This window comes from Verticiella alkaliphila (assembly GCF_018904615.1).
Lineage (GTDB): Bacteria > Pseudomonadota > Gammaproteobacteria > Burkholderiales > Burkholderiaceae_B > Verticiella > Verticiella alkaliphila.
Window position 1 is genome coordinate 1 of the sequence record NZ_JADCNH010000059.1, and the last position, 12,943, is coordinate 12,943.

At 63.4% G+C, this 12,943-nt stretch carries 10 protein-coding genes and 1 tRNA gene; all 11 read right to left on the bottom strand.

Translation table 11 applies throughout. From position 1 onward, the window contains the following. Positions 1 to 311, bottom strand: a 311-nt coding sequence (locus tag IMZ29_RS21145) for a DnaA N-terminal domain-containing protein (protein ID WP_305852526.1), incomplete at its 3' end; no start/stop codon positions are given. Positions 312 to 532: 221 nt separating this feature from the next. Continuing rightward, positions 533 to 4,801 (bottom strand): DNA-directed RNA polymerase subunit beta', encoded by a 4,269-nt coding sequence (gene rpoC, locus IMZ29_RS21150; RefSeq protein ID WP_216188055.1) that lies wholly within the window; start codon positions 4,799 to 4,801, stop codon positions 533 to 535. A gap of 200 nt (positions 4,802 to 5,001) precedes the next feature. Continuing rightward, complete coding sequence (gene rpoB, locus IMZ29_RS21155) at positions 5,002 to 9,108, bottom strand: DNA-directed RNA polymerase subunit beta (protein WP_216188058.1); 4,107 nt, start codon at positions 9,106 to 9,108, stop codon at positions 5,002 to 5,004. A gap of 161 nt (positions 9,109 to 9,269) precedes the next feature. Further along, on the bottom strand, positions 9,270 to 9,647 hold the full coding sequence (rplL, locus tag IMZ29_RS21160; protein ID WP_216188068.1) for a 50S ribosomal protein L7/L12: 378 nt from the start codon (positions 9,645 to 9,647) through the stop codon (positions 9,270 to 9,272). Positions 9,648 to 9,717: 70 nt separating this feature from the next. Beyond that, positions 9,718 to 10,242: a 50S ribosomal protein L10 gene (rplJ, locus tag IMZ29_RS21165; protein WP_216188070.1), complete on the bottom strand. Its 525-nt coding sequence runs from the start codon at positions 10,240 to 10,242 to the stop codon at positions 9,718 to 9,720. 235 nt (positions 10,243 to 10,477) lie between these two features. Further along, on the bottom strand, positions 10,478 to 11,176 hold the full coding sequence (gene rplA / locus IMZ29_RS21170; protein ID WP_216188072.1) for a 50S ribosomal protein L1: 699 nt from the start codon (positions 11,174 to 11,176) through the stop codon (positions 10,478 to 10,480). A gap of 2 nt (positions 11,177 to 11,178) precedes the next feature. Beyond that, positions 11,179 to 11,610: a 50S ribosomal protein L11 gene (gene rplK / locus IMZ29_RS21175; RefSeq protein ID WP_216188074.1), complete on the bottom strand. Its 432-nt coding sequence runs from the start codon at positions 11,608 to 11,610 to the stop codon at positions 11,179 to 11,181. A gap of 107 nt (positions 11,611 to 11,717) precedes the next feature. Next, complete coding sequence (nusG, locus tag IMZ29_RS21180; protein WP_216188076.1) at positions 11,718 to 12,251, bottom strand: transcription termination/antitermination protein NusG; 534 nt, start codon at positions 12,249 to 12,251, stop codon at positions 11,718 to 11,720. 19 nt (positions 12,252 to 12,270) lie between these two features. Further along, complete coding sequence (gene secE, locus IMZ29_RS21185; RefSeq protein ID WP_216188078.1) at positions 12,271 to 12,651, bottom strand: preprotein translocase subunit SecE; 381 nt, start codon at positions 12,649 to 12,651, stop codon at positions 12,271 to 12,273. 43 nt (positions 12,652 to 12,694) lie between these two features. Then, a tRNA-Trp gene (locus IMZ29_RS21190) sits at positions 12,695 to 12,770 on the bottom strand. 83 nt (positions 12,771 to 12,853) lie between these two features. After that, on the bottom strand, positions 12,854 to 12,943 hold a 90-nt coding region (locus tag IMZ29_RS21195), incomplete at its 5' end, for an EF-Tu C-terminal domain-related protein (protein WP_503660848.1).

The window sequence follows — 12,943 nt, forward strand, 5'->3', positions numbered from 1 at the left end:
CCGCCTGCCGGGGTGCGGGGTGGCTCTGGCGCGCGCGCAGGCGGCGCGGGCCGGCTCGCCGCCACGGCGGGGTCGAGCTCGAAGCGTACCGTCACCGGCCGCTCGAACCACGCCGCGGCGATGGACGCGATCCGGCTGGAGAAATTGCTGCGGGCCCAGTCGAGCTTGAAGCGATTCGGCGCCCCCACCCGCAGCACAGACTCGTCTTCATCGAAGGCGAGCGGCGTCAGCGGGCGGATCCACGCGCTGATCTGTTGGGGAGGGATTTCCTGCTCCAGCTGATGGACGCAGGCTTGCCAGAATTTTTCCATCGAATGCGTGGCCCTTAAACCTCGATTTTACCGTGTCCGGGACGGGTTATCCACAGGGGAGGGCACGTACGCGCGCTGTCTTCCGTGAATTTGTCCGGGTGCAATCCCAATGCCTGCCTGGGGCGTCGTGAACGGCACGGCCCGGCGGAAAAAAAGCGCCCCGGGGACTTCTCCCCGGGGCGCAGACGCCGCCCACCTTGCGGCGGGCTGGACGGCAGGCGTCAGTCGTTCGAACCGGTGTCGCCAGCGGCCGGCGTGTCGCTCGAAGGCGCCTCGCCCGTGCTGTCGTCCGCCGGGGCGTCGACCGTGACCGGATCCATGAACGGATTGGCCTCGGCCTGCGCCGCCGCACGCTGAGCGTGCTCGAACGTTTCCTTGTCCTTGCGGGCGTCGTGGTACGCCATACCCGTACCGGCCGGGATGAGGCGACCGACGATGACGTTTTCCTTCAAGCCACGCAGATCGTCGCGCTTGCCCATGATGGCGGCTTCGGTCAGCACGCGGGTGGTTTCCTGGAAGGAAGCCGCGGAGATGAACGAATCCGTCGACAGCGAGGCCTTCGTGATACCCAGGAGCACGTTCTCATACGTCGCCGGACGCTTGTTCTCGGCATGCATGCGATCGTTCTCGTTGAGCATTTCGGAACGCTCGACCTGTTCGCCCGGGATGAAGGACGTGTCGCCGGCGTCGACGATCTGCACACGACGCAACATCTGGCGAACGATCACCTCGATGTGCTTGTCGTTGATCTTCACGCCTTGCAGACGATAGACGTCCTGCACTTCGTCGACGATGTAGTTGGCCAGGCGCTCGATACCCTGCAGGCGCAGGATGTCGTGCGGATCGGCCGGGCCATCGACGATGAACTCACCCTTGTTGACGACTTGGCCGTCGTGGACCAGGACCTGCTTTTCCTTGGGAATCAGGAATTCGTGGCTCTGGCCGTCGAAATCCGTGATCACCAGGCGTTGCTTGCCCTTGGTGTCCTTGCCGAAACCGACCGTACCCGTGACTTCGGCCAACAGACCGGCATCCTTGGGCGAACGCGCTTCGAAGAGCTCGGCCACCCGCGGCAGACCGCCGGTGATGTCGCGCGTCTTCTGCGATTCCTGCGGGATACGGGCCAGCACTTCACCCATGCCAACCTGTTGCGCATCGCGAACGGTGATCAGCGCGCCGACCGGGAAGGAAATGTTCACGGGATGATCCGTCCCGGCGATCTTCACTTCCTGGCCCTGCTCGTTGATGATCTTCACCTGCGGGCGAACCGTCTGCTTGGTCGTGCCACGCGTCTTCGGCGTGATGGCGACCAGGGTCGACAGACCGGTGATCTCGTCCATCTGGCGAGCCACGGTCACGCCTTCCTCGATGTTCTCGAAGCGGATCGTACCGGCGTACTCGGTGATGATCGGACGGGTCAGCGGATCCCAGGTGGCGATCTGCGCACCGGCCTTGACCGGGCTGCCATCGGCGGCCAGCAGCGTGGCACCGTACGGCACCTTGTGGCGCTCGCGCTCACGGCCGCTCTCGTCAACGATCAGGATTTCGCCCGAACGCGAGATCGCGATCTGGTCGCCACGCGAGTTCGTCACATACCGCATCGTGCTCGCAAAGCGGGCCGTACCATTGGACTTGGTCTCGATGGCCGACACCAGCGCTGCACGCGAAGCCGCACCACCGATGTGGAACGTCCGCATGGTCAGCTGGGTACCCGGTTCACCGATCGACTGTGCCGCGATCACGCCGACGGCTTCGCCGACGTTGACCGTGTGGCCACGGCCCAGGTCGCGGCCGTAGCAGGTCGCGCACAGACCATGACGGGTCTCGCAGGTGAGCGGCGTGCGCACCACGATCTCGTCGATGCCCAGGCGATCGATCACGTCCACCAGATCCTCGTCGAGGAGGGTGCCGGCTTCGATGACGGTTTCCTGCGTTTCCGGATTGACGATGTCGGCGGTCGGCGTACGACCCAGGATACGGTCGCGCAGCGGCTCGATGACTTCACCACCCTCGAGCAGCGCCTTCATCGGGAAGCCCTGCTTGGTGCCGCAGTCGTTCTCGATGATGACCAGATCCTGCGTCACGTCCACCAGACGACGCGTCAGGTAACCCGAGTTCGCGGTCTTCAGCGCCGTATCCGCCAGACCCTTACGGGCACCGTGGGTGGAGATGAAGTACTGCAGAACGTTCAGGCCTTCACGGAAGTTTGCCGTGATGGGCGTCTCGATGATCGAGCCGTCCGGCTTGGCCATCAGGCCGCGCATGCCGGCCAGCTGACGGATCTGGGCGGCCGAACCGCGGGCGCCCGAGTCAGCCATCATGTAGATCGAGTTGAACGATTCCTGGCGCGTCTCGTTGCCGTGACGGTCGGTGACCGGCTCGGTGGCGAGCTGCTCCATCATCGCCTTGCCCACGCGATCGCCCGCCTTGCCCCAGATGTCCACCACGTTGTTGTAGCGTTCCTGGGAGGTGACCAGACCCGACGAGTACTGCTTGTCGATCTCCTTCACCTCGTTGCTGGCTTCGTTCAGGATCACTTCCTTGGCGTCCGGGATCAGCATGTCGTTCATGCTGATCGAGATGCCGCCACGGGTGGCCAGACGGAAGCCCGACTGCATCAGCTTGTCGGCGAAGATCACCGTGTCGCGCAGGCCGCAACGGCGGAACGACAGGTTGATCAGGCGCGAGATTTCCTTCTTCTTCAGCGGCTTGTTCAGCACGGAGAAGGGCAGGCCCTGCGGCAGGATCTCGGAGAGGATGGCGCGGCCGACCGTGGTCTCGAAGCGCTTGATCTCGGGAATCCAGTTGCCGGACTCGTCCTTGGTGTACTCCGGCAGGCGCACGGTGACGCGCGTCTGCAGTTCGACCTGGCGGTTCTCGTAGGCGCGCAGGACTTCATGCACGTCCTGGAAGAACATGCCTTCGCCCTTGCCGTTCACGCGCTCGCGGGTCGTGTAGTACAGACCCAGCACGATATCCTGCGACGGGACGATCGAGGGTTCACCGTTGGCCGGGAAGAGCACGTTGTTGGAGGCCAGCATCAGCGTGCGGGCTTCCATCTGCGCTTCGAGCGACAGCGGGACGTGGACAGCCATCTGGTCGCCGTCGAAGTCGGCGTTGAAAGCCGCGCAGACGAGCGGGTGCAGCTGGATGGCCTTGCCTTCGATCAGCACGGGCTCGAACGCCTGGATGCCGAGGCGGTGCAGCGTCGGTGCGCGGTTGAGCATCACCGGGTGCTCGCGGATCACCTCTTCGAGGATGTCCCACACCACGGGCTCGTGACCGTCGACGAGCTTGCGCGCCTGCTTGATGGTCGTGGCCAGACCCATCATCTCCAGACGATTGAAGATGAAGGGCTTGAAGAGCTCGAGCGCCATCAGCTTGGGCAGACCGCACTGGTGCAGCTTCAGCTGCGGGCCCACCACGATGACCGAACGGCCCGAGTAGTCCACGCGCTTGCCCAGCAGGTTCTGACGGAAACGACCGCCCTTGCCCTTGATCATGTCGGCGAGCGACTTCAGCGGACGCTTGTTCGCGCCCGTCATCGCCTTGCCGCGACGACCGTTGTCCAGCAGCGAGTCGACGGCTTCCTGCAGCATGCGCTTTTCGTTGCGCACGATGATTTCAGGGGCCTTCAGCTCGAGCAGACGCTTCAGACGGTTGTTGCGGTTGATGACGCGGCGGTACAGGTCGTTCAGATCGGACGTGGCGAAACGGCCGCCGTCCAGCGGGACGAGCGGACGCAGCTCCGGCGGCAGCACCGGGAGCACTTCCATGATCATCCAGTCCGGACGGATGCCGGACTTCTGGAAGCCCTCGAGCACTTTCAGGCGCTTGGACAGCTTCTTGATCTTGGCATCCGAGCCGGTCGATTGCAGCTCGTTGCGCAGCGTCTCGACGGAGCGGTCGATGTCGATCGTGCGCAGCAGTTCGCGCACGGCTTCCGCGCCCATCAGGGCACGGAAGTCGTCACCGTATTCCTCGGTCTTCGCGAGGAAATCGTCTTCCGTCATGATCTGGCCGCGCTTCAACGGCGTCATGCCCGGTTCGATCACGCAGTAGGCTTCGAAGTACAGGACGCGCTCGATGTCGCGCAGCGTCATGTCCAGCACCATGCCCAGACGGGAGGGCAGGGACTTCAGGAACCAGATGTGGGCAACCGGGCTGGCCAGCTCGATGTGACCCATGCGCTCACGGCGCACCTTGGCCTGCGTGACTTCAACGCCGCACTTCTCGCAGATGACGCCGCGATGCTTCAGGCGCTTGTACTTGCCGCACAGGCACTCGTAATCCTTGATGGGCCCGAAGATCTTGGCGCAGAACAAGCCATCGCGCTCGGGCTTGAACGTGCGGTAGTTGATCGTCTCGGGCTTCTTCACCTCGCCATACGACCAGGAACGCACTTTCTCAGGCGAAGCCAGACCGACGCGGATGGCGTCGAACTGTTCGTCCTGCGTGACTTGCTTGAAGAGGTCGAGCAAAGCTTTCATAGCTTACATACTCCGGTATGTAGCGGCCCGTTCAGGGCCGATCGGCACGCCGCGCGTGCGGCCATGCGCGGCGTGCCGTAAAGATTCCAGTACTACTCACTGCGTCACCCCAACCCCACCCAGGGTGCCGCGGATCTGGCTCTGCCAGTCCGCCAGCACCGCCCCCTGGGGGGCGCGCGTCAGCGCGTAGGGGGGGGAAACTACGTGCGTTCGAGATCCATGTCCAGGCCAAGGGAGCGGATTTCCTTGACCAGCACGTTGAACGACTCGGGCATGCCGGCGTCGATGACGTGGTCGCCCTTGACGATGTTCTCGTAGACCTTGGTACGGCCCGTGATGTCGTCGGACTTGACCGTGAGCATCTCCTGCAGGGTGTAGGAGGCGCCGTAGGCTTCCAGCGCCCAGACTTCCATTTCCCCGAAACGCTGACCGCCGAACTGGGCCTTGCCGCCCAGCGGCTGTTGGGTCACCAGCGAGTACGGGCCGGTGGAACGCGCGTGCATCTTGTCGTCGACCAAGTGGTGCAGCTTGAGCATATGCATGTAGCCGACCGTGACGGGGCGCTCGAAGGACTCGCCCGTGCGGCCGTCGAACAGCAGCGCCTGGGTCTTGCCGCTCGCGAGCTGCAGGCTTTCGGCCTTCGGATCGGGGTAGGCGAGGTCCAGCATCTTGCGGATCTCGGCTTCTGCAGCGCCGTCGAACACCGGCGTAGCAAAAGGCATGCCCTTCTTCAGGTTCGTCGCCAGCTCGATCAGCTCCTCGTCGTCCAGTTCTTCCAGACGCGCGGGGGTGCCCGAGCTATTGTAGATCTCCGCGAGGTAGGCACGCAGCTTGGCAACCTCGACACGGCGCTCTTGCGAGAGCATTTCCGTGATGCGGTGGCCCACGCCCTTGGCAGCCCAGCCCAAGTGGACTTCCAGCACCTGACCGACGTTCATCCGCGAGGGTACGCCCAGCGGGTTCAGCACGATGTCGGCGGGGATGCCATCGGCCATGTGCGGCATGTCCTCGACCGGGACGATGCGCGAGACCACACCCTTGTTACCGTGGCGACCGGCCATCTTGTCGCCCGGCTGCAGGCGGCGCTTGACGGCCAGGTACACCTTGACCATCTTCAGCACGCCCGGGGGCAGCTCATCGCCCTGCGTGAGCTTCTTGCGCTTTTCTTCGTAGGCAAGGTCGAACTGGTGACGCTTGGCTTCGATCGATTCCTTGGCCTGTTCGAGCGCCAGGGCACCGCCTTCGTCCGCCAGGCGGATGTCGAACCACTGCCAGCGGTCCAGGTCCGTCAGGTACTCGGCGGTGATCGCCGCGCCCTTGGCGAGCTTGCGCGGGCCGCCGTTCACGATCTTGCCGACCAGCGTCTTCTCGATCCGGTCGAAGGTGTCGTTCTCGACGATGCGCAGCTGGTCGTTCAGGTCCTGGCGATAACGCTTGAGTTCGTCGTCGATGATGGCCTGGGCGCGCTTGTCGCGCTCAATGCCTTCACGCGTGAACACGTGCACGTCGATCACCGTGCCGGTCATGCCCGAGGGCACGCGCAGCGAGGTGTCCTTCACGTCCGACGCCTTCTCGCCGAAGATCGCGCGCAGCAGCTTTTCTTCCGGCGTGAGCTGGGTCTCGCCCTTGGGCGTGACCTTGCCCACCAGCGTGTCGCCGGCCTGCACTTCGGCGCCGATGTACACGATGCCGGATTCGTCCAGACGGTTGAGCTGGGTTTCGGCCAGGTTGCTGATGTCGCGGGTGATTTCTTCCGCGCCGAGCTTGGTGTCGCGAGCGACGACCGTCAGTTCCTCTATGTGGATCGAGGTGTAGCGATCGTCGGCAACGACGCGCTCGGAGATGAGGATCGAATCCTCGAAGTTGTAGCCGTTCCAGGGCATGAAGGCGACGAGCATGTTCTGGCCCAGGGCGAGTTCGCCCAGGTCCGTCGATGCGCCGTCGGCCAGCACGTCGCCGCGCGCCACCTGATCACCCCGGCGCACGATGGGGCGCTGGTTGATGTTGGTGTTCTGGTTGGAACGCGTGTACTTGATGAGGTTGTAGATGTCCACACCGACGCGGCCGGCTTCGTTTTCCTCGTCGTTGACCCGGATCACGACCCGGTTGGCATCGACGTAGTCGACCTTGCCGCCACGCAGGGCCTGCACGGTGGTGCCGGAGTCGACGGCCACGGTGCGCTCGATGCCGGTGCCGACCAGCGGCTTTTCCGGACGCAGGCAGGGCACGGCCTGACGTTGCATGTTCGAACCCATCAGGGCGCGGTTCGCGTCATCGTGTTCCAGGAACGGGATGAGCGAGGCGGCCACCGACACGATCTGCGAGGGTGCCACGTCCATGTACTGGACGTTGTCGCCGGAGGTCAGCATGGTTTCGCCCGCTTCACGGCAGGCAACCAGGTCGTCCACGAACGCGCCATCGGCGCCAAGCTCGGCGTTGGCCTGGGCGATCACATAGCGGCTCTCTTCGATGGCCGACAGGTAATCGATCTGGTCCGTGACCTTGCTGTCCACGACGCGGCGGTACGGCGTCTCGAGGAAGCCGTACTCGTTCAGGCGGGCGTACAGTGCCATCGAGTTGATCAGGCCGATGTTCGGGCCTTCCGGGGTCTCGATGGGGCACACGCGGCCGTAGTGGGTCGGGTGCACGTCGCGCACTTCGAAGCCGGCGCGCTCACGGGTCAGGCCGCCCGGGCCCAGTGCGGAGACGCGACGCTTGTGCGTGATCTCCGACAGCGGGTTGGTCTGGTCCATGAACTGCGAGAGCTGGCTCGAACCGAAGAACTCCTTGATGGCAGCCGAGATCGGCTTGGAGTTGATCAGGTCGTGCGGCATCAGGTTTTCCGTCTCGGCCTGGCCCAGACGTTCCTTGACGGCGCGTTCGACGCGCACGAGGCCGGCGCGGAACTGGTTCTCGGCCAGTTCGCCGACGCAACGCACACGGCGGTTGCCCAGGTGATCGATGTCATCGATCTGGCCACGGCCGTTGCGCAGCTCGACCAGCACGCGGATCGTCTCGAGGATGTCCTCGTGCGTGAGCGTCATCGGGCCCGTGATGTCGTCGCCACGACCCAGACGGCTGTTGACCTTCATCCGGCCCACGCGCGACAGATCGTACGCTTCCGGGTTGAAGAACAGGCGCTGGAAGAGGGCTTCGACGGCTTCTTCGGTGGGCGGCTCGCCGGGGCGCATCATGCGGTAGATCGCCACGCGCGCGGCGGTCTGGTCGACGGTGTCGTCCGTGCGCAGCGTCTGCGAGATGTACGGGCCGTGATCCAGGTCGTTCGTGTAGAGCGTCTGGATGGACTTCACGCCGGCCTGGCGCAGCTTGGCCGTCAGCGACTCGGTGATCTCGTCGTTGGCGTTGGCGAGCACTTCACCGGTGTCCGGATCCACCACGTTCTTGGCCAGTGCGCGGCCCAGCAGGAAGTCTTCCGGCACCGAGATCTGCTCGATGCTGCCCAGCTCGCGCAGGTGCTTGGCGTTGATGCGCTTGTCCTTCTCGACGATCAGCTTGCCCTGGCGATCGTGGATGTCGAAGCGGGCCATCTCGCCCTTCCAGCGCTCAGGCAGGAACGCCAGGCGCGCGCCTTCGGCTTCCAGCTGGAACGTATCGAACTGGAAGTATTGCGAGAGGATGTCCTCGTTGGTGAGGCCGATGGCCTTCAGGAGGATCGTCACCGGCATCTTGCGGCGGCGGTCGACGCGGAAGAACAGGATGTCCTTCGGGTCGAACTCGAAGTCCAGCCATGAGCCGCGGTAAGGAATCACGCGGGCCGAGAACAGCAGCTTGCCCGAGCTGTGGGTCTTGCCGCGGTCATGCTCGAAGAAAACCCCCGGGGAGCGATGCAGCTGCGAGACGATGACACGTTCCGTGCCATTGATGACGAAGGAGCCCGTCACGGTCATGAGCGGAATCTCGCCCATGTAGACTTCCTGCTCCTTCATTTCCTTCACGGTCGGCTTGCTCGCTTCGCGATCGAGCAGCACCAGGCGCACCTTGGCGCGCAGCGGCGAGGCGAAGGTGAGACCGCGTTGCTGACATTCCTTCACGTCGAACACCGGTTCGCCGAGCTGATAGCTCACGAACTCCAGGCGCGCCATCTGGTTGTGGCTGACGATCGGGAAGATGGATGTGAAGGCGGCCTGCAGCCCGTCTTCCTGGCGCTTGAGCGGTGGTGTGTCAGATTGCAGGAAGGCCAGATAGGACTTGATCTGGGTGTCCAGCAGAAAAGGAACGTCCTGCACGTCTTCGCGTTTGGCGAAGCTCTTGCGGATGCGCTTTTTTTCGGTGAACGAGTAGGGCATGAGCACTCCGACTCAGGTTGCGCGGGCCGCGGGCGGCGGCCCCCAAGGGGATGACGGATCTTTTTGTGTTTATGCGGGGGCTCGACAGGCAAGCCACTGCAGAAACACAAAAACCCGGCAGCCGCACAGGGCGCGGCCGCCGGGTGTTTGCCTCGGCGAAATTACTTGATTTCGACCTTGGCGCCGGCTTCTTCCAGCTTCTTCTTCGCGGCTTCGGCGTCGTCCTTCGACACGCCTTCCTTGATGGCCTTCGGGGCGCCGTCGACGGCGTCCTTGGCTTCCTTCAGGCCCAGGCCGGTCAGTTCGCGAACGACCTTGATGACGCTGACCTTGTTGGCGCCGGCTTCGGTCAGAACGACGTCGAATTCGGTCTTTTCTTCAGCGGCGGGAGCAGCGGCGCCAGGAGCGGCGGCCACGGCCACAGCGGCGGCAGCAGCCGACACGCCGAACTTCTCTTCCATTTCCTTGATCAGCTCGGACAGTTCGAGAACGGTCATGCCAGCGATGGCGTCGAGGATTTCAGCTTTGTTCAGTGCCATTTTCTAAGAACTCCGGGATATAGATTCAAAACTAGGTTTGGTGTCGCTGTCGGACGAAGTGGGCCTGATATCAGGCCGCTTCCTTCTGGTCGCGCACGGCGGCGAGGCCGCGCACGAACTTGGTCGGAACTTCGTTGAGCGTACGCACGAACGTGGCAATCGGAGCCTGCATGGTGCCCAGCAGCTTCGAGAGCAGTTCTTCACGAGACGGCATCGAGGCCAGAGCCTTCACACCATCCTGGTTCAGCACGCTGTTGGGCAGGGAACCTGCCTTCAGCACCAGCTTGTCGTTGGTTTTCGCGAAATCGGCCATCACCTTGGCGGCGCCCACCGGGTCGTTGCTGATGCCATACATCAGCGGACCGGCGAGTTGATCCGACAGGCCTTCGAAAGGCGTGCCAGCAATGGCGCGGCGAGCCAGCGTGTTCTTCAGAACACGCAGGTACACGCCCGATTCACGTGCTTTCTTGCGCAGCTCGGTGACGGAGGCGACGTCCAACCCACGGTACTCGGCGACGATGATCGATTGAGCCTTGGCAACCTTTGCCACGACTTCCTCGACAACGACCGCCTTCTCTTGACGATTGAGACTCACGGTTTGAACACTCCATCTAAGGATGCTGCGACTGCCCGTGAGGGCATCCGGAGCATCGACCGAATGCGGCGAACCTAAGTCGAGTTCTTATGACAAAGAAATCTTCTTGGGACCGCCGTCTGCGTTGGATCCGGCAGGTGCCGGGATTAAGGCCTCAACCCCGGGGGGAGGGGGCCTCCAACGGTCTTTGACAGCAGCACCCGGGACGCAAGACCCGGGTGCGGCCCAAAGTCTTTTACTGGGCGGCCAGCGTGGATTGATCCACGCGAACGCCCGCGCCCATCGTGGACGACACAGCCAGCTTGCGCATGTACACGCCCTTGCTGGTGGTCGGACGCGCCTTGTTCAGGGCATCCACGAGAGCGGACAGGTTGCTTTGCAGCTGTTCCACGCCGAACGACGCACGGCCGATCGTGGCGTGGATGATGCCGGCCTTGTCGGTACGGTACTGGACCTGACCGGCCTTGGCGTTCTTCACAGCCTGCGCCACGTCCGGGGTCACGGTGCCAACCTTCGGGTTCGGCATCAGGCCACGGGGGCCGAGGATCTGACCGAGGGCGCCGACGACACGCATCGTGTCGGGCGAGGCGATCACGACGTCGAAGTCGATCTGGCCACCCTTGATGCGCTCAGCCAGGTCTTCCATGCCAACGATGTCGGCACCGGCTTCCTTGGCGGCGTTTGCCTTGTCGCCCTGGGCGAACACGGCGACGCGAACGGACTTGCCGGTACCGGCAGGCAGAACCACCGAGCCACGGACCAGTTGGTCGGACTTGCGGGGGTCGATGCCCAGCTGGACGGCCACGTCGATGGATTCATCGAACTTGGCGGTGGCGGTTTCCTTGACCAGGTTCAGCGCTTCGCTGACGGGATACAGCTTGGTGCGGTCGATCTTGGCACGCAGGGCCGTGACGCGCTTTCCGAGTTTTGCCATGATTACAGGCCCTCCACCGTGATGCCCATGCTGCGGGCGCTGCCAGCGATCGTACGCACGGCGGCGTCCAGATCAGCGGCGGTCAGATCGGGTTCCTTGGTCTTGGCGATTTCCTCGACCTGGGCACGCGTCAGCGAACCGACCTTGTCCAGGTGCGGCTTGGCCGAACCCGACTTGATGCCAGCAGCCTTCTTGATCAGAATGGTCGCGGGCGGCGTCTTCATCACGAAGGTGAAGCTCTTGTCCGCGAAAGCGGTGATCACCACCGGAATCGGCAGACCGGGCTCCATGCCCTGCGTCTTGGCGTTGAACGCCTTGCAGAATTCCATGATGTTCAGGCCGCGCTGACCGAGCGCCGGGCCGATCGGGGGGGACGGGTTGGCCTTACCAGCTGGCACTTGCAGCTTGATGAAGCCGACGATTTTCTTCGCCATGCTTTGCTCCTAATGGGTACAAGCGCTGTCGCAAGCGCGACGGCTCCCCAGGGTGGGTACTGCGAAAGCCGCACCGGCGAACGCCGGGCGACAGGAAACGGTAGGGGTCAGGTCTTCTCGACTTGACCGAAGTCCAGCTCGACCGGCGTGGCACGACCGAAGATCGTGACGGAGACGCGCAGCTTGCTTTTCTCGTAGTTGACGTCTTCGACGTTGCCGTTGAAGTCGGTGAAAGGGCCTTCCTTGACGCGGACCATCTCGCCCACTTCGAACAGCACCTTGGGCCGGGGCTTCTCGACGCCTTGCTCCATCTGCGAAAGAATCTTCTCGACTTCCTTCTCGGAGATGGGGGTAGGGCGGTTGCCCGAGCCACCGATGAAGCCAGTGACCTTGTTGGTGTTCTTCACCAGGTGCCACGTGTCGTCGGTGAGGTTCATCTCGACCAGCACGTAGCCCGGGAAGAAGCGACGTTCCGTCACGGACTTCTGTCCGCTGCGCATTTCAACGACTTCCTCGACGGGCACGAGGATGCGACCGAAATCGGTCTGCAGGGCCGCGCGCTCGATGCGCTCGGTCAGGGCCTTCTGCACGCTCTTTTCCATCCCGGAATAAACGTGCACGACGTACCAGCGTTTGCTCATGTTGGATTCCGTGAAGTGATCAGGTCCAGCCCAGGAGCTGGCCGTAGAGGACCCACTCGATGAGCTTGTCGGCCAGCCACAGGAAAATCGCCATCACGGCGACGAAGGCGAACACCGTCGCCGTCATCTGGATGGTTTCCTTGCGGCTGGGCCACACCACCCGGCGCACTTCGTTGTAGGAATCCTGCGCAAAACCCAGGAATCGCCGGCCCGGCTCGCTCGTCATCGCGAGGGCGATAGCCACCGCAATGCCAACGAGGATCGCGCCGATACGCACGATCATGGGCTGATTCGACAGCACATAGAAACCAACCATGCCGGCCAGAAAGGCGATGATGGCCAGCGCTACCTTGACTTTGTCAGTAGCGCTGCTTACGGTTTGGACGCCAGGATTCGACATGATGCAACCAGACCCGGTCGCCATCAGGCGACCGGGTGAAAGATGGCAGGGGCAGAGGGAATCGAACCCCCAACCTTCGGTTTTGGAGACCGACGCTCTGCCAATTGAGCTATGCCCCTAGAACCTTCGGAGGAAAGACCCGGTGGAGGGTCTTTCTACAGGCGCCGGGAGATCACTCCCAACGCCTGGCGAAACTACTATTTTACTTGATAATCGTCGCAACCACGCCGGCGCCGACGGTACGGCCGCCTTCACGGATGGCGAAACGCAGACCTTCTTCCATGGCGATCGG